Origin of the sequence: Domibacillus sp. 8LH, assembly GCF_038806185.1 — a bacterium.
GTDB lineage: Bacteria > Bacillota > Bacilli > Bacillales > Domibacillaceae > Domibacillus > Domibacillus indicus_A.
Map to the genome: position 1 here is coordinate 54,760 of NZ_JAVJNG010000003.1, position 16,893 is coordinate 71,652.

Annotated in this window: 17 protein-coding genes and 1 riboswitch; all 17 genes read left to right on the plus strand. The window is 48.5% G+C overall.

Annotated elements, in window-relative coordinates; all coding sequences use genetic code 11:
• Positions 1-15: 15 nt before the first annotated feature.
• Positions 16-687, plus strand: a complete 672-nt coding sequence (locus tag RG959_RS06745; RefSeq protein ID WP_342796482.1) for a response regulator transcription factor — start codon at positions 16-18, stop codon at positions 685-687.
• A complete protein-coding gene (locus tag RG959_RS06750; RefSeq protein ID WP_342796483.1) occupies positions 684-2,063 on the plus strand; it encodes a sensor histidine kinase in 1,380 nt (459 codons plus the stop codon). The genes RG959_RS06745 and RG959_RS06750 overlap by 4 nt, the downstream gene beginning before the upstream one ends.
• Positions 2,060-2,560 carry a PepSY domain-containing protein gene (locus RG959_RS06755; protein ID WP_342796484.1) on the plus strand — a complete coding sequence of 167 codons (501 nt, stop codon included), beginning with the start codon at positions 2,060-2,062 and terminating at the stop codon, positions 2,558-2,560. The genes RG959_RS06750 and RG959_RS06755 overlap by 4 nt, the downstream gene beginning before the upstream one ends.
• A 93-nt stretch (positions 2,561-2,653) precedes the next feature.
• Positions 2,654-3,172, plus strand: coding sequence for a PepSY domain-containing protein (locus RG959_RS06760; RefSeq protein ID WP_342796485.1), 519 nt, complete (start codon positions 2,654-2,656; stop codon positions 3,170-3,172).
• Positions 3,173-3,242: 70 nt separating this feature from the next.
• A riboswitch (cobalamin riboswitch) is annotated at positions 3,243-3,433 on the plus strand.
• 135 nt (positions 3,434-3,568) lie between these two features.
• On the plus strand, positions 3,569-3,940 hold the full coding sequence (locus RG959_RS06765) for a (2Fe-2S) ferredoxin domain-containing protein (protein ID WP_242232244.1): 372 nt from the start codon (positions 3,569-3,571) through the stop codon (positions 3,938-3,940).
• Entirely contained in the window at positions 3,937-5,502 is a 1,566-nt protein-coding gene (gene cobJ / locus RG959_RS06770) for a precorrin-3B C(17)-methyltransferase (RefSeq protein WP_342796486.1), read from the plus strand. Before RG959_RS06765 ends, cobJ begins: the two co-directional genes overlap by 4 nt.
• Before the next feature lie 12 nt (positions 5,503-5,514).
• Entirely contained in the window at positions 5,515-6,426 is a 912-nt protein-coding gene (locus RG959_RS06775) for a sirohydrochlorin chelatase (protein WP_342796487.1), read from the plus strand.
• Entirely contained in the window at positions 6,423-7,202 is a 780-nt protein-coding gene (cobK, locus tag RG959_RS06780) for a precorrin-6A reductase (protein WP_342796488.1), read from the plus strand. Before RG959_RS06775 ends, cobK begins: the two co-directional genes overlap by 4 nt.
• Positions 7,192-7,836: a precorrin-8X methylmutase gene (locus RG959_RS06785; protein ID WP_251270425.1), complete on the plus strand. Its 645-nt coding sequence runs from the start codon at positions 7,192-7,194 to the stop codon at positions 7,834-7,836. Before cobK ends, RG959_RS06785 begins: the two co-directional genes overlap by 11 nt.
• Entirely contained in the window at positions 7,833-8,921 is a 1,089-nt protein-coding gene (locus RG959_RS06790; protein WP_342796489.1) for a cobalt-precorrin-5B (C(1))-methyltransferase, read from the plus strand. The genes RG959_RS06785 and RG959_RS06790 overlap by 4 nt, the downstream gene beginning before the upstream one ends.
• Positions 8,914-10,119, plus strand: coding sequence for a precorrin-6y C5,15-methyltransferase (decarboxylating) subunit CbiE (cbiE, locus tag RG959_RS06795; protein ID WP_342796490.1), 1,206 nt, complete (start codon positions 8,914-8,916; stop codon positions 10,117-10,119). The genes RG959_RS06790 and cbiE overlap by 8 nt, the downstream gene beginning before the upstream one ends.
• A complete protein-coding gene (cobI, locus tag RG959_RS06800; RefSeq protein WP_309086930.1) occupies positions 10,119-10,823 on the plus strand; it encodes a precorrin-2 C(20)-methyltransferase in 705 nt (234 codons plus the stop codon). Before cbiE ends, cobI begins: the two co-directional genes overlap by 1 nt.
• A complete protein-coding gene (gene cobM / locus RG959_RS06805) occupies positions 10,820-11,593 on the plus strand; it encodes a precorrin-4 C(11)-methyltransferase (RefSeq protein WP_342796491.1) in 774 nt (257 codons plus the stop codon). Before cobI ends, cobM begins: the two co-directional genes overlap by 4 nt.
• On the plus strand, positions 11,590-12,672 hold the full coding sequence (locus RG959_RS06810; RefSeq protein ID WP_342796492.1) for a cobalt-precorrin 5A hydrolase: 1,083 nt from the start codon (positions 11,590-11,592) through the stop codon (positions 12,670-12,672). Before cobM ends, RG959_RS06810 begins: the two co-directional genes overlap by 4 nt.
• A gap of 16 nt (positions 12,673-12,688) precedes the next feature.
• Positions 12,689-14,062: a cobyrinic acid a,c-diamide synthase CobB gene (locus RG959_RS06815; protein WP_342796493.1), complete on the plus strand. Its 1,374-nt coding sequence runs from the start codon at positions 12,689-12,691 to the stop codon at positions 14,060-14,062.
• A gap of 136 nt (positions 14,063-14,198) precedes the next feature.
• A complete protein-coding gene (locus RG959_RS06820) occupies positions 14,199-15,443 on the plus strand; it encodes a polysaccharide deacetylase family protein (protein ID WP_342796494.1) in 1,245 nt (414 codons plus the stop codon).
• A gap of 128 nt (positions 15,444-15,571) precedes the next feature.
• Positions 15,572-16,870, plus strand: coding sequence for a hemolysin family protein (locus RG959_RS06825; protein ID WP_342796495.1), 1,299 nt, complete (start codon positions 15,572-15,574; stop codon positions 16,868-16,870).
• The last annotated feature ends 23 nt before the right edge of the window (positions 16,871-16,893 follow it).

A 16,893-nucleotide genomic window follows, 5' to 3' on the forward strand; every position in this document is an offset into this window, starting at 1 on the left:
AGAGGAGCGAAAGGGATGGATAAACAGCGTATTTTAATTGTAGAAGACGAAGAGCGGATTGCCCGGGTGCTTGAGTTGGAGCTTGAGCATGAAGGATATAAAACGAAAAAAGTGCTGGACGGGCTGGATGCTCTTGCTTTGTTTCGAACAGAGACATTTGACCTTGTCCTGCTTGATGTGATGCTGCCGGGAATGGATGGAATGGGCGTTCTGCGGCGAATCCGCCAGGGAAGCGATGTACCTGTTATTATGCTGACAGCCAAGGATGAAGTGGCCGACAAAGTAACCGGGCTTGATCTTGGGGCCAGTGATTATGTCACAAAGCCGTTTGATATGGATGAGCTTTTAGCCAGAATCCGGGCGGCACTTCGTAAAACGGTTTCGAACAGCTCGCTGTCTGCAGCGGATTTAATCGTAAAAGAAGAATCTCGTGAAGTTACACGAGCGGGCCAGCCTATCGATCTTACACCGCGTGAGTATGATCTGCTCGTTTACCTATTGAAAAACAAGCGTCACGTATTGTCCAGAGAGCAGCTGCTTGATGGCGTCTGGGGATATGATTATTACGGTGACACAAACGTGGTGGATGTATATATCCGCTATGTGCGAAACAAAGTCGATAAACCGTTTGACCTGCCCCTTATTCACACGGTACGCGGCGTTGGATACGTGTTGAAAGAATCATGAAGCTGAAAAATAAAATTCACCTCGGCACGAGCGTCCTGCTTGTTGTGATTGTCATTTTGATGAATACGGCCGTTTATTTTGCCGCTTCTTTTATGCTGAGGGAAGCAGATGTTGAAAGAGCGGCAGCGGATGCAGCGCAAATAGCCGGAGGCGTGTCGAGTCCAGCCGAGTCTATAACGAGCAGTGATTTGCTTCGGGCTTATGCGCCGCCGAATGGAATGGTTCGTGTGATATTGCCGGATGGAACGGTTGATGGGGTGGCAGTTTCGCCAGATGCCTCCGGGCTCAGAGAGCGGGCGGCTGCTTTTACAAAAGGAGAGAAACGGGAGATCATAAGGGATGATAAGGGTTCTTCCTATGCCCGAGTCGCACTTCCGGTTATTTGGCGCGGCGGCGAAGTGGCTTCGCTTGAATTATGGGAGGATTTGCAGGCAACAGAGCGGATTTTAACGATTTTGCGCGGCGTGCTTTTTGCTGCTTTGCTGATAGCGGTTATTCCTGCTGTGATATCGGCCCGCGTACTGGGCGCTATTATCTCTAACCCGGTTGAACAGATGACGGAAACGATGCGCCGGATCCGTAAAAGCGGTACACATGAACGGATTGAAACAAACGGCAGCCGGCATGATGAACTGCAGGATATGGCACTTACCTTCAACGATATGATGAACTTGCTTGAAGAAAATTACCGAAAGCAGGAAGCGTTTGTACAAAACGCTTCGCATGAATTAAAAACACCCCTTACCGTGGTAGAATCATACGCCCGTTTGTTGAAACGCCGCGGAAAGGACTACCCGGATTTGTTCGATGAATCGGTGGAAGCCATTTACGAAGAAGCGCTCCGCATGAAAGAACTGACCCAGCAGCTGCTTGCGCTCGCACGGCGCGATGAAACATGGAATGTGAAAATGGAAACGGTCGATATGGCTGTTTTTGTACGGGAAACAGCCGACTCCTTTCAGCGGGCATATAAGCGGCGTGTTGACGTTCGAATAAAGGAAACATGCAGCGTGAAGACGGACCGGGCTAAACTGCGGCAGCTGTTATTTATTTTTTTGGATAATGCACGCAAATATTCCGAGAAGGAAATCTGTCTAGAAGTCGAGAAACAGGAAATTCGTGTGATAGATCAGGGAATGGGCATACCCGCATCGGACCTGCAAAAAGTATTTGACCGATTTTACCGGGTGGACAAAGCAAGAGCACGTAAAACAGGCGGGTTTGGCCTCGGCTTGTCTCTCGCAAAAGAGCTGGCGGATGCCCTTGGGATCATTCTCCGGATTGAAAGCGAAGAAGGAAGAGGAACAATCGTAATTCTTACTTTTAGCGAATGCTCGTCTGCTGAACGAAAAGACGAACGGGGGAAAGAGGAATGAAAAAAGTCATAACGGCTGCCATCGCCATCGCAGCCGCCGCAGTGTTTTTTTTATACCAGTCCCTGCAGCAGCCGGATGTCACGATGAACGAAGCAGGAGAAAAGCTGGCTGAGCAGTACGGCGGCACGGTGAAGAAGGCTGGGCAGGCAGATGGAGAATTTCACTATACAATAGAAGTACCCGATGAAGGCCAATACAGCATGACGGTTGACAGTGAGACGGGCGAATTAATGGCTATGACACGCCTGGAAACAGTAGAAAATGATTCGGCTGCCCAAGAAGAAAAAACTGAAAAAGGTGCTCGACAGCTGACAACGGAAGAAGCAGGAGAGATTGCGCTAAAAAAAGTACCGGGAACAGTGGATGATATCGAACAAGGCGACGGAGAAGAAGCCGGTTCTTATCTCGTTGATATAGATGCTCAAAATGGCGAAGAAGCGACGGTGCGAATCAATGCGATTTCAGGAGAAGTGCTGTCGATTTCCTGGGATGACTAACGCTTCTCATCAAACTCTCATTTTTCCCTCCCTTTTTTCTCATTTTGTATGGCTATGATAAAAGCAGAAAAGAAAAAAGAGGAGGAAATAAAAATGAAGAAAACAACCATTGCAGGCAGTTTCTTAACGTTAGGTCTTTTAAGCGGAGGGGTTCTCTGGGGCGTACAGAATGACAAAATCCAGGCGGAAGTGCCCGGCTTTGACGTGAAGCTGACGATGGAAGAAGCAAAAGCAATTGCTGAAAAAGAAACGCAGTCTGTAGTTGAGAGCATTGAATTGGAGAAAAATCTGTCTGGCCCTGTTTATGAAATCGATACGCAGGAGTATGATATAAAAATTGATGGAGACTCCGGCAAGGTGTTAAAAAAACAACGGGATACGGATGATGACAGCGGCGATGATTATGATAATCGTGAGAATACAAGTGTAACGGTAACAGAAGCAGAAGCGAAAGCCGCCGCCCAAAAACAAGTAAAAGGCACAATTGAAAAAATAGAGCTGGATGACGGACACTATGAATTAGAAATCAGGGACGGCAAAACAGAAACGGATGTATGGGTAAATGGAACAACAGGTGAAGTCGTAATCGAGGAAGAAGATCTGGATGATTAATCCGGGTCTTTTTCATTTTTCCCTTGCTAAAAGAAGCTCTTCCCTGCTAATGTTAAAGACAACAAAACTAAATAAAGCAATCATTAAAAGTGCCCGGAGTTTCTACGTCCGGGATAATAGGGAAACCGGTGAAAGTCCGGTGCAGCCCCCGCTACTGTATGCGTGATGAACCTGTCTGAAACCCACTGGATTCTATCCGGGAAGGGAGGCAGAAGTAAAGTGACCGCAAGCCAGGAGACCTGCTTTTAATGCTGAAACATCATTCTTCGGTGGGAAGAACGGGATGAATACGCATGGCTTTTTTTGGATAAGTCATTTCTTTAATGCGATTTTCTGCCCCTGCTTCTGCCGTAGAAGCGGGGGCTTTTTGCATGCTTTAAAAAAGGAGCGGATAAAGTGGCAACATGGAACTTAACGAGTATGAGCAAGCATGTGCTGATTTGCAACGGGTCTACCTGTATGCGAAAAGGCGGCGAAGAAGTGACACAGGCAATTCGGAATGAAATTACCGAGCGGGATTTGGATGCATATGTACATACAACAAGAACAAGATGCAATGGACGCTGTAAAGACGGGTGTGTGGTTGTCGTTTACCCGGAAGCAGACTGGTATTTTGAAATGGACGAGCATCGTGCCAAAGAGATGGTCGCCTCGCATCTTGAAAACAACCAGCCAATAAAAGAATGGATTGCCTACGAGCGGTCAGGAGAAGGCATGCAGCTGCTGAACGGCCGCTTTAAGGGAACAGAAAAAGGAGAGAAAAAATGACGGGCACATTGTATGTTGTCGGCTTCGGACCCGGCCATGAAGATCATATTACCGATCGGGCGAAACAAGCGCTGAAAGAAAGTGATTACGTCATTGGATACAAAACCTACATGGAGCTTGTAGCCCCTTTGATTGAAGGAAAAGACGTTATTTCAACCGGAATGAGTGAGGAAGTAAGCCGGGCACAGGCAGCGGTTAAGCAGGCGGAGCGCGGAAAAACCGTTTCTGTCATTTCAAGCGGTGATGCCGGTGTATACGGCATGGCGGGTCTTGTATATGAAGTATTGGCGGAACAGGGATGGAAGCGGGATACCGGCATTCGTGTAGAAATCATTCCGGGAATATCGGCGATCAATTCATGCGCGTCTTTGCTCGGCGCCCCTATTATGCATGATGCCTGTACGATCAGCTTAAGTGACCATTTAACGCCGTGGGAGCTTATAGCGAAACGGATAGATGCTGCCGGCGCTGCTGATTTTGTGATTGCGCTGTATAACCCGAAAAGCGGGCGGCGCACGAAACAAATTGAAGAGGCACAGCGGATTTTGCTCAACTACCGAAAACCGGACACGCCGGTTGGGCTTGTAAAAAGCGCATACCGTGACCGGGAAGAAGTCGTCATGACGACACTTGCGGAAATGCTGGACCACGAAATTGGGATGCTGACAACAGTCGTGATCGGCAATTCAACGACTTTTTTCTATGATGGACTGATGATTACACCGCGTGGATACACACGCAAATATACATTAACAGAAGAAAAGCAGCCGCTACGGCCGCATGAGCGGCTTCGCCCTGAAAACGAACCGTGGGCATTGCATGGAGGCCAAAGTGAAAAAAAGCCCGAGCTTAAAGAGCTTGGCCTGCAGGCGCTCGCCGCACTGAAGCGACAGAAGACGGCGCCGCCAGCTGTGAAAACAATCTTTGAAGCGGCGGTCAGTCCAGGGCTGGTAAACAAGCATTTTACACCGCAGCAGCTGATCGCTATATCTGAAGCGGCGGGCGAAAGGGGTACGATCGAATATACACCACATCATTATGTGCTGTTAAAAACCGAAATGAGTAACCCGCAGCCGATTATTGAAAAGTTGAAAGAAGCGGGACTAAGCCTTGCGCCAACCGGCGATGTTGTCACGATAAAAGCATGTGACTTCTGCAACGGTGATAAAGGCGACGCGATTCCATATACCGAGCAGCTTGGACGGGAGCTTGGCGGCCTCGACGTGCCGAAAGAGCTTCGTATTGGCGTGAATGGCTGTGGCATGGCGTGCTACGGTGCAGTGAACGAGGATATTGGCATTGTATACCGTAAAGGAGCGTTTGACCTGTTTTTAGGCGCTAAAGTGGTTAGCCGGACTGCGCACCCAGGTGTGTATGTGGCAGAAGGCATTCCGCCGGAACGAGTTGTTCCGATGCTCACAGGAATTGTAGAAGAATACCGTGAATCCGGTCATCCAAATGAACGCTTTTTTAAATATTTTAAACGGGTTGGGGAAATAGAAGGATTTGCCCATCGAGATATGCCGGTGCCGGACGTTGAACCGATGCCGTGTGGAGAATAAGGGGGAAAAAGAATGAAAGCCGTACTTTTTGTTGGGCACGGAAGCCGTGACCCGCAAGGCAATGATCAAATTCATCAATTTGTGGAAGGATTTCTGCCGGATTTAAATCCGCTCGTTTTATATGAAACATGTTTCCTGGAGTTTGCACGTCCCGATATCGCGGAAGGCATCGAGCGGTGTATAGTCCGAGGAGCAACTGAAGTTGCCCTCATACCACTTATGCTGCTGCCGGCTGGGCACTCAAAAATTCATATTCCAGCAGCGATTGACGCAGCAAAAGAAAAGTATCCGGGTGTGACATTTACCTATGGAAAGCCAATTGGCATCCATTATGAAACTTCTGTGATTTTAAAAGAACGCCTGCAGGATGCCGGCATTGATCCGGATGAAGCGGGCGAACAGGATGCGGTGATTCTGCTTGGGCGCGGCGGAAGCGATGCAGATGCCAACAGTGACTTATGCAAAATTGCCCGTATTTTATGGGAAAAAACATCCTTTGAAACCGTTGAACCGGCGTTTTATGGTGTGACGAAGCCATCACTTCCCCAAGCGGTAGAAAGAGTTAAAAAGCTTGGCGCGAAAAAGATCATTATTCTGCCGTACTTTTTGTTTACGGGTGTGCTGATCAAACGGATCGAACAGGATTTGGCCCTGTTTCGTGAGCAATATCCAGAATTGTCTTTCACGCTTGCGGATTATTTCGGGTTTCACCCGAAGCTTAAAGTCATTGTGGCAGACCGGATTGATGAAGCGCTGGGCGGTAAATCACTCATGAATTGTGATACATGCCAGTACCGGTTTGAAGCGGGTATTCACCATCACCATCATCATGACCACGACCATGATCATCATCACCATGATCACGACCACGGCCACCATCATCACGGTCATGACCATGATCATGAAAAAGAGGCGATTCGATGATTTTCTTTCTAGCGGGGACAAGTGATGCCCGGGAGCTCGCTGTGAAACTGCAGGAAACGGGGCGCCCGGTTACAGCATCTGTGGTCACCCAGAATGCGTCAATTGAACTTGAAGCAGCGGGCATTTCAACACGTGTGGGCCGGCTGGCTGGAGATGAAATGACGTCTGTGCTCGAAAAGGGTTATACGGCAGTCGTCGACGCCAGCCATCCGTTTGCCGAAGAAGCATCCCGAAATGCTATCGAAGCTGCCCAACGTGCCGGCATTCCTTATATCCGCTTTGAGCGGGCCGGCACGCAGGTTATTGAGCATCCGCTTGTCACACGCGTGGATGCGTATGAAGAAGCAGCGGAAGCGGCACTAGAGCGAGGAGGTGTCGTGCTCCTGACGACCGGCAGCAAGACGCTGCAGGTTTTCACGGAAAAGCTGCTGCCCCACACGGATATCCGGCTGATTGCACGGATGCTGCCGCGTACGGACAATATGGAAAAATGCGCTGCGCTTGGACTGCCTCAGAAAAATATTGTGGCTATGCAGGGTCCTTTTACGAAAGAGTTTGATCTTGCATTGTACCGCCATTACGGCGTGACGACGACCGTCATGAAAGAAAGCGGCGCGATCGGCGCGGTAGCGGAAAAGATCGAAGCGGCCGTGTCGCTTGGTATCGAAACGATCGTCATTTCCCGGCCGCCGGTGCAGTACCCAAATCAATGCGAGCAATTTGAGCAAGTGATCCACACATTAAACCGCCTGGAGGAAACGAAACATGGACTTTAAAACAACTTTTGTACCGGAAACAGTGAAACCAATGGAAATTGAATCACTTAGTTTCTCGATTATTGAAGACGAGTTTGGCCCCCATGATTTATCACCGGAAGAGTTCGCTGTTGTACAGCGGGTGATTCATGCTTCTGCCGATTTTGAACTCGGGAAAAGCGTGCTGTTTCATCCAAAGGCCATTGAGTCCGGCATTCGCGCGATTCGGCAGGGTACGCGTGTAATTTGTGACGTACAAATGATTCAATCAGGTGTATCAAAACCGCGTATTGAGCAGTTTGGCGGTTCTGTGCATGTACATATCTCGGATGATGATGTGATGAAAGAAGCCAAAGAACTTGGGCTGACACGGGCGATTATCTCTATGCGTAAAGCGGCTGCGATTGGAGAAGGCGGTATTTACGCGATTGGCAATGCCCCGACAGCTCTTTTGGAAATTATCCGCCTCGCCAAAGAAGGCCTTGCCAAGCCTGATTTAATTATCGGCATGCCGGTCGGCTTTGTGTCGGCAGCGGAATCCAAAGAAGAACTGGCAAAACTGGATATTCCGTTTATTACGAATATTGGCCGTAAAGGCGGCAGTACGGTCACCGTGGCAGCGCTGAATGCCCTGTCGCTGCTTGCCGTAAAATGAAGCCGGTCCCTGATAAGCCGCTTCGCACAGGATACACAACGGGTTCCTGTGCGACTGCTGCGGCAAAAATTGCGCTGCAGACGCTTCTTACAGGTCAGCCGCCCGAATCAGTTTCTATTTATCTGCCGGCCAAGCAATGGGCTCACTTTACACCGGAATTTATCGAAGTAGGAGAGGGCTCTGTGAAAGCCGGCATCAAAAAAGATGCAGGAGACGATCCTGATATTACACACGGAGCTGTTATTTGTGCAGAAGTAAGCTGGATAAGCGAGCCAGGCATTGAGCTTGATGGCGGGGAAGGCGTCGGCCGGGCGACAAAGCCAGGACTCGACGTAGCACCGGGAGAAGCCGCAATCAATCCGGTGCCGCGCCGTATGATTACTGAAGCGGTTCAAGAGTTGCTTTTAGAAGCGGGGGCTGGAAAAGGCGTCCGCGTGATCATTTCCATTCCAGGCGGCGAGAAGCTGGCTGAGAAAACCTTAAATGCAAGACTTGGCATTTTAGGCGGCTTGTCTATTCTAGGGACGAGCGGCATTGTCCGCCCGTTTTCAACCGCGGCTTTTCGAGCCAGTATTGTAAAGGCTATTGAAGTGGCCGTTGCAGCCGGCTGTAAGCAGGTGGCCGCTACGACAGGCGGACGCAGTGAAAAATATGCCATGAATCATTTGCCGCACCTGCCGGAAGAAGCATTTATTGAAATGGGCGATTTTGTCGGCTTTACACTCAAGCATTGTAAACGGCTCGGTATTCAAAAAGTTACACTTGCCGGGATGCCGGGCAAATTTTCAAAAGTCGCTCAAGGCGTCATGATGGTGCACTCCAAAAGCGCACCGGTCGATATGAATTTTTTGGCGCAGATGGCGGAAGAAGCAGGCGCCTCCGAGAATGAAATTGAAGAAGTACGGGCAGCTAACACAGCGACGCATGCAGCAGAATTAATGGCGGACTATCCGGCATTTTTTGCGCTTTTCTGCCGCAATTGCTCAAGAAATGCCGTTCAGGAAGTGCGCGGCGGCATGGAAGTTGAAACGCTGCTTTTTGCGATGAAAGGACAGCTTTTAGGAAAGGCGGAATACAGTGAGTAACGTACATATTATTGGCATCGGTGCAGACGGAGCGGAAGGGCTGCATCCTCGCCAGCTGAAGCGTATTGAAGAAAGCCGGCTGCTTGTCGGCGGAGAACGGCAGCTGTCGTTTTTTCCTGATTTCACAGGGGAGAGGCTCGTGATTGGCGGGAATTTAAAAGAAGTAAAAACAAGGGTTCAGGACGAAGAAGGTCCAGTCGTGGTACTGGCTTCGGGCGATCCGCTTTTTTACGGAATCGGAGCGTATCTGTCAGGGAGTACAGAAGCTGTTATTGAGCCGCAGCCGTCAAGTGTACAGCTTGCATTTGCCCGGATGAATGAATCGTGGCAGAATGCAAAAACGATCAGTGTGCACGGCCGTCCAATCACCGGGCTTGCCCAGAAAATTGACGGTGAAGAAAAAGTGGCGCTGCTGACAGATGAAACGCATTCACCGGATGTGATTGCCCGCTACCTGCTTCGGTTTAACATGACCGAGTACGATGCATTCGTGGCTGAAAATATGGGTGCGCCGGACGAACGCTGCCGTCATTTAACGCTTGAAGAAATGAGTGAAGCGTCGTTTGCTCCGTTGAACGTGGTGATTTTAAAGAAAAACCGGCCATCGAAAACATGGACTACCGGTATTCCGGATGAGGAATTCAGCCAGCGCAAGCCGGACAAAGGCTTGATTACAAAGCGTGATATCCGCATTCTTACCATTGGTCGAATGAACATCCGTCCGAACAGTACCGTTTGGGATATTGGAACGTGTACCGGTTCCATCGCGATTGAAGCAGCTAAAATAGCTCGAAACGGTGCTGTTTTTGCCATCGAGAAAAATGAAGCGGACCTCGCCAATGCTGAAGCGAATTTTCAAAAATTTCGCACGGACATCACGCTCGTTCATGGAAAAGCGCCAGATGGATTAGAGGGTTTCCCTGATCCGGATTGCGTGTTTATGGGCGGCACGGCCGGTAATATGGACAAGCTTATTGGCACGTGTGCGAAGCGGCTGAAGCCGGGCGGGACAATCGTATTGAATGCCGTTACGATTGAAAACATGTCAAAAGCCCATCAGTTATTCCGGGAAGCCGGCTTTGAGGTGGATATGGCTCTTGCTCAAGTATCCTTGTCTAAGCCTATTTTAAACATGACGCGCTTTGAGGCGCAAAACCCGGTTTACATTATATGTGCTAAAAGAAAAGAGGAACAGTGATGACAGGTATTTTATATGGAATTGGTGCAGGACCGGGTGATCCGGAACTGTTAACGGTAAAAGCGTTTCGCATTTTGTCAGAAAGCAGGGTTATTGCGTTTCCGAAAAAGCGGTCTGGTGAAAAAAGCTATGCGCGCCAGATTATTGATGCTTATATTGATCCACAGGAAAAAGACATGCTTGGTCTTGTTTTTCCGATGACGAAGGATCCGGTCATTTTAGAGCGTGAATGGAACAAAGCAGCAGAAGCCGTAGCGGAAAAACTGGAATCCGGCGAAAACGTCGCGTTTGTGACAGAGGGCGACCCAATGCTGTACAGCACATTTATTCACATGAAAAATGTATTGCAAAAAAGAATGCCGAACGTAAAAACAGAAGTAGTGCCCGGCATATCATCAGTAAATGGAACCGCGGCAAGGCTGAACATTCCGCTTGCCGACGGAGATGAGCATGTCGCGATCATTCCAGCAACAAATGACCGCGACGCGCTGAAACAGGCAATTGAGACGCATGACTGCGTTATTTTTCTGAAAGTCGCGAAGGTGGCAGCCCTTATTTCAAGTGTGATCCGGGAGCTTGGACTTGAGGAGCACGCCCATGCGGTCACAAAAGTTACATCCAGTGATGAAGTTGTCTGGACACTGGATGAATTTGAGCGGGCAGAACCGAACTATTTGACGCTGATGGTGGTGAAGAAAAAATGAAGCTGTTCATTGTGGGAGCGGGACCTGGCGCACCTGATTTAATTACGGTCCGCGGGATGAAGCTTGTAAAGGAAGCAGATGTGATTTTGTATGCCGATTCACTCGTTAACGAGGAATTAATGGCGGGCTGCAAGGAAGGTGCTGTTGTACTGAAAACGGCCGGCATGCATTTAGAAGAGATGGTAGAGACCATGGTCAATTACGTGAAGGAAGGAAAGAAAGTCGTCCGCCTTCACACAGGCGACCCGGCTATTTATGGAGCGATCATCGAGCAAATCGCCCTCTTGAAAGAAGCGGGCATTGAAACAGAAATCGTACCTGGGGTCAGCTCTGTTTTTGCAGCAGCTGCGGCAGCTGGTGCGGAATTGACCATTCCGGATGTCACACAAACCGTTATTTTAACGCGAGCCGAGGGAAGAACGCCGGTACCAGAGAAAGAGCAGCTGAAGGATTTAGCCAAGCATGAATGTACAATTGCTTTTTTCTTAAGCGCAACACTGACCAAAAAGGTAACGCGTGAGCTGGTTGAAGCAGGCTGGCCGGAAGACACGCCGGTAGCTGTTGTATACCGTGCCACGTGGCCGGACGAAAAAATTGTCCGCTCAACGATCGCCGGACTCGATGCGGCGATGCGTGAAAACGGCATTCGCAAGCAGGCGATGATTTTAGCCGGCAAAGCGCTTGATCCGGACATTGGAAAATCGGGACATCGTTCGAAACTATATGATAAAACCTTTACCCATGGTTTCCGGAAGGGAATCAAGTCATGAAGGTTGCGATTGCTTCCATTACAAAACACGGAACCGAAACAGCACGTAAGCTTGCCGAGGAGATGCAGGCGGATTTGTACTACATGCGGAAATTTTGCCGCGGTGATGAAGAAGAGTGGGGCATTACACTGTTTGACGGTTCTGTCCGCCTTCAGCTGCCGAAATTATTTAAAGAATACGACGGCATTGTGCTGATTATTTCACTCGGTGCTGTTGTCCGGATGATTGCCCCGATTTTAGGCGATAAAAAAACCGATCCGGCAGTGGTCGTTCTCGATGACCGAGCTGAGCATGCAATCAGCGTTCTTTCGGGCCATATCGGGGGCGCCAACGAGCTTACACACCGGGTGGCCGAACTGACAGGTGCCCGTCCGGTAATTACAACTGCATCCGATGTGCAAAAAACGATTCCGGTTGATATGTTTGGCCGTGAATTCGGCTGGAAGTTTGAATATGACCGCTTTTTAACGCAGGCGGCAGCCGCTGTAGTGAACGAAGAGCCGGTACTTGTCGTGCAGGAATCAGGAGAGCCGAACTGGTGGAAGCATGACCGGCCGATGCCGGTTCATATCAAGACGGCGGCTTCGGTAAAAGAAGCACTTGAAACGCCGCACAATGCCGCTCTCGTCGTCACCCACAGACTACTCGATGCAGAAGAACTCGATGGGCTTCACTATCCTGTTGTGTACCGCCCAAAATCAATCGTCCTTGGCATTGGCTGCAATCGTGGAACAGAAGCGGAGGAAATTGAGCAGGTCATCGATGAGGCCCTTCGCGATCTTGCCCTTTCCAAAACAAGCGTTCAGTCCATTGCATCCATTGACCTGAAAAAAGATGAAGAGGGTATTTTGGCGGTTGCCGAAAAAAACGACTGGCCGTTTTTCACCTTCCCGCCTGAGCAGTTAAACGAAGCGCCGATGAAAGAGCGTTCAGAAACGGTGTTTAAGTATACCGGTGCGTATGGAGTCAGTGAACCGGCTGCTTATTTAGCGTCAAAAGGGGGAGAAGTTATTTTGCCAAAGAAAAAAAACGGCAACGTAACCATTTCGGTTGCGCTGATCGAATTTGGCAAGAAGTAAAGGAGAGAAGAATAAGATGGGAAAACGAATCGTTATTGCCGGAACGGGCAGCGGCTCCGGCAAAACAACGGTTACGCTGGCGCTGCTTGGCGCCCTGAAGCAGCAAGGCCTTTCTGTACAGCCGTTTAAATGCGGACCGGATTATATTGACCCAACGTACCATACGGCTATATGCGGGCGCCTTTCGCGCAACCTGGACAGCTGGATGGGAAATGCCGGCACGATCCGTGAGGTATTTTCTGAAGCGTCACGAGATGCCGATATTTCAGTGATTGAAGGCGTCATGGGAATGTTTGATGGAAAAGACCCGCTCAAAGATGACGGCAGTACAGCCGAGATCAGCCGTCTTACAGACGCGCCCGTACTGCTGGTCATTGATGCATCCGGCACGGCACGAAGCGCGGCAGCCATTGTTAAAGGATTTCAAATGATGGCACCTGGGCAGATCAAAGCCGTTATTGCGAACAAAACCGGCAGTGAAGGACACTTTCGCTTGATTGAGCAGGCAGTAAAGCAGGAATGCGGCATCCCGGTTATCGGCCATTTGCTGAAAATACCTGGTGTCAGTGTGCCGGAGCGCCATCTGGGCCTTGTCCCGGCCGTTGAAAGAGGAGACCTGGCCGGCTTTTTCCATACGCTTGCAGAAGCGGCCCGAAAGACGGTTGACCTTGATGAACTGCTCCGCCTTGCAGAAGTGCCGGACCTGCCGCAGTCTGAAAACCGTTTATTTGGAAGAAAACAAGACAGCCATGTGACGATTGCGGTTGCAAAGGATGCCGCCTTTCACTTTTATTACGAGGAAAATTTGGAGATGCTTCGTACGCATGGGGCAGACCTTCACTTTTTCTCGCCTCTTGCCGGCGAGACCGTACCCGAAGCAGCAGATGCTCTTTATATTGGCGGCGGATTTCCAGAAGAATTCGCACCCGTTCTCGCTGCCCAGTGCGAAGCACGGAAGTCCGTCCGGCGGGCTGTTGAGTCCGGTATGCCGACATTGGCTGAGTGCGGCGGGTTTATGTATTTAACGGAAGAACTGATCACCGTTGATGGACACTCTTATCCGATGTGCGGCATTATTCAGGGGAAAACGGTCATGAAATCAACCCGAGCAGCACTAGGCTACCGGGAATTAACCGCTTTTCCAGGTGCGTGGATCCCAGAAGGTGAGAAGCTAAGAGGACATGAGTTTCATTATTCTGTGTTTGAAGGACAGGAAAAACCAGCTCCGGCTTTTCAATCCGGCAGCCGATTTGGGCAGAAGCCGGACGGCTGTGTAGTGTATAATGCTGTTGCAGGCTATGCCCATCTTTATTTTCCGTCAAATACTGGAATCGCGGCAGCATTCGTGAAAGCGGCCCGGACTTACCAGCGGAAAAAAGTTACAGTCTAAATAACTTGTACGTTTTTCGTCAAATTATTACAAAAACATAGTCATATTTTTACGAAACTATTGTATTATAGTATCTCTTTGTTTACAATCATAAATGGAAGGTTCATCCAATATTATGTTTGATTAGGGGATACGTATGAACAAAAAAACGACCATCATTGCTTTGCTGTCAAGTTTATTTTTGATGCTCGCCATGGTACTGGTCAATTTGATTGTAACAGCCACCCACCATAACAAAACGGTATGGGCAACAAGCACAGTAAAATCGTCTTATGAAAATATTAACATTAAAACGAAAGAAGCCCATGAAAAGAGGTACGATATCGCGATACAGTACCCCGTTTTTCAACAGGCTTCCTTAAATAAAAAAATCGAACAGTATGTAAAACAAAAAGAGTCAGGTTTTTTAAAAGAAGCCGGGAAAACCGATAGAAAAATGCGAAACGAACAGCCTGCTTCCTTGCGGTTAACGTTTGAGCTTGTTCCAGACAGCAGCGGTATTTACTCGGTTCTTTTCAATGAAAAAACGTATATCACGGCTGAAAAAAACCGCATCTTAAATGAAACGTTTATCGTGGATACAGCAGCGGGCCTCCTTGCAAAAGCGCCGGACTTATTTATCAATCCGCAAAAAGCTTCTACGGCTCTTCATACACCTGTTTCGATAAACGAAGCCGGTTTGTATGTGAAAAATGGCGCAATAGTTTTTTTTAGTGATCGTAAAAAGCACGAAGGAAGTGTGCCGCTTCCCAAGGCAGCACCGTTTTTAAAAAAGGAATGGCGGGACCAGTTAGCGGTAGAGACTGAGCCTCAGGCGGAGCCAGCCGGAAAAGTATCTAGAAAAATTGCGCTTACGTTTGATGACGGGCCAAATCCGCAGAGTACAAAAGCGATTTTGGCTACGCTTAAAAAACATCATGCAAGAGCCACCTTTTTTATGCTCGGCAGTCGTGTGGAACAATACCCGGAGCTCGCCGATCAAGTAGTGCAAGAAGGCCATGAAATTGGCAATCATTCTTTTAGTCACCGGAACCTGACTACACTCGATAAGCAGGGTATAGAAGAAGAAATTCGGCGGACGGCTTCAGCAGTAGAAGCGGCTGCCGGTGTTTCGCCATTGACGGTCCGACCTCCTTATGGAGCGACAAATGACAGTGTAAATGAAGTGATTGGAGCAAAACCGCTGCTTTGGACCATTGACACCATGGACTGGAAATCGCACAATCCAAAAGCCATCTGCGGGATTGTCGAAAAAGAAGCAAAGGACGGTTCAATCGTGTTAATGCATGATATTCATCAAACTACTGCCCAATCGCTTGATAAGATCTTGTCTTTTCTGCAAAAGGAAGGCTATGAACTTGTCACAGTCAGTGAATTGTAGAGGGATCCGGCTCGGCGAAAGCTGAGCCGGATTTTGTGTTCATAAAGCGGAACGTGATATGATAAGAAAAAAGACGGTTATTTTTTGAAAAACAGGAGGTGGATGCTCCGAGCTATCGGAGCCTGTCATTGGAGATTGTGAATTTATTGGGCATTGCTTTATTAATCGCCCTCACTGCTTTTTTCGTGGCTGCGGAATTTGCTATTGTAAAAATGAGAGCTTCACGCGTCGATCAGCTTGTAGCGGAAGGAAAACCGGGTGCTATGGCAGCGAAACGTGTTACAACCCATTTAGATGAGTATTTATCTGCCTGCCAGTTCGGCATTACCATTACGGCACTCGGGCTTGGCTGGATTGGCGAACCTACGGTGGAAAAGCTTCTTCATCCGCTGTTTGAGCGTTTTGAGCTTGCTTCTTCTCTCGCTGCAGTTTTGTCATTTATCCTTGCTTTTACCATTGTCACGTTTCTTCATGTTGTTGTGGGCGAGCTGGCGCCTAAAACAGTCGCCATCCAAAAAGCGGAGGAAGTCACGCTGGCGCTTGCCGTCCCGCTTATATGGTTTTACCGTATTATGTATCCGTTTATATGGACGCTCAACGGCTCTGCGCGGTTTGTGACCGGTTTGTTCGGGCTGAAAATGGCATCTGAACATGATGAGGTTCATACAGAGGAAGAATGGCGGATGCTGCTTTCCGAAAGTTACAAAAGCGGCGAAATTAATCAAACTGAACTGAAATATGTAAATAATATTTTTGAATTTGATGAGCGCCTTGCAAAAGAAATTATGGTGCCGCGCACAGAAATGGTCAGCTTATCGATTGATGATACACTCGATGATGTTCTGGCTATTATCAGAGAAGAAAAATATACGCGGTATCCCGTTATTGACGGGGACAAAGACAATGTAATCGGCATGGTGAACTTCAAAGAAATTTTAAGCGTCGCCGTAAAAGGCAAGCCGCTTCCTAAAGTGCAGCCGCTGCGTCAATTTGTAAAACCTGTAATTCGCGTGTTTGAAAACATGCTGATTCATGACCTGCTTGTGAAAATGCAGAAAGAGCGGACTCATATGGCAATCTTAATTGATGAATATGGCGGTACATCAGGTCTTGTAACGGTAGAAGACATTTTAGAAGAAATTGTCGGGGAAATCCGTGACGAATATGATACAGATGAAATTCCCGAAGTACGAAAAGTGAATGATAGCCATTATCTATTCAGCGCAAAAGTATTAATAAGTGAAGTAAATGCCCTGCTTGGCACTGAGTTAAATGATGAAGATGTCGATACGCTCGGCGGCTGGTTTTTAACAGAAAAAATTGATACATCCCTTCATGACATGCTCGAAGAAGAGGACTGGGTATTTACGATTATCGAAATGGAAGATCATCATATTTTATATATTGAAGCGAAAAAGCGCACATAAGGGGCGCTTTTTTTCATGGTTGT

Excerpts from the sequence above, each read along its gene's own strand:
- RG959_RS06745 (WP_342796482.1), top strand. The coding sequence starts at position 16 with ATGGATAAACAGCGTATTTTAATTGTAGAAGACGAAGAGCGGATTGCC.
- RG959_RS06750 (WP_342796483.1), top strand. The coding sequence starts at position 684 with ATGAAGCTGAAAAATAAAATTCACCTCGGCACGAGCGTCCTGCTTGTT.
- RG959_RS06755 (WP_342796484.1), top strand. The coding sequence starts at position 2,060 with ATGAAAAAAGTCATAACGGCTGCCATCGCCATCGCAGCCGCCGCAGTG.
- RG959_RS06760 (WP_342796485.1), top strand. The coding sequence starts at position 2,654 with ATGAAGAAAACAACCATTGCAGGCAGTTTCTTAACGTTAGGTCTTTTA.
- cobJ (WP_342796486.1), top strand. The coding sequence starts at position 3,937 with ATGACGGGCACATTGTATGTTGTCGGCTTCGGACCCGGCCATGAAGAT.
- RG959_RS06775 (WP_342796487.1), top strand. The coding sequence starts at position 5,515 with ATGAAAGCCGTACTTTTTGTTGGGCACGGAAGCCGTGACCCGCAAGGC.
- cobK (WP_342796488.1), top strand. The coding sequence starts at position 6,423 with ATGATTTTCTTTCTAGCGGGGACAAGTGATGCCCGGGAGCTCGCTGTG.
- RG959_RS06785 (WP_251270425.1), top strand. The coding sequence starts at position 7,192 with ATGGACTTTAAAACAACTTTTGTACCGGAAACAGTGAAACCAATGGAA.
- RG959_RS06790 (WP_342796489.1), top strand. The coding sequence starts at position 7,833 with ATGAAGCCGGTCCCTGATAAGCCGCTTCGCACAGGATACACAACGGGT.
- cobI (WP_309086930.1), top strand. The coding sequence starts at position 10,119 with ATGACAGGTATTTTATATGGAATTGGTGCAGGACCGGGTGATCCGGAA.
- cobM (WP_342796491.1), top strand. The coding sequence starts at position 10,820 with ATGAAGCTGTTCATTGTGGGAGCGGGACCTGGCGCACCTGATTTAATT.
- RG959_RS06810 (WP_342796492.1), top strand. The coding sequence starts at position 11,590 with ATGAAGGTTGCGATTGCTTCCATTACAAAACACGGAACCGAAACAGCA.
- RG959_RS06815 (WP_342796493.1), top strand. The coding sequence starts at position 12,689 with ATGGGAAAACGAATCGTTATTGCCGGAACGGGCAGCGGCTCCGGCAAA.
- RG959_RS06820 (WP_342796494.1), top strand. The coding sequence starts at position 14,199 with ATGAACAAAAAAACGACCATCATTGCTTTGCTGTCAAGTTTATTTTTG.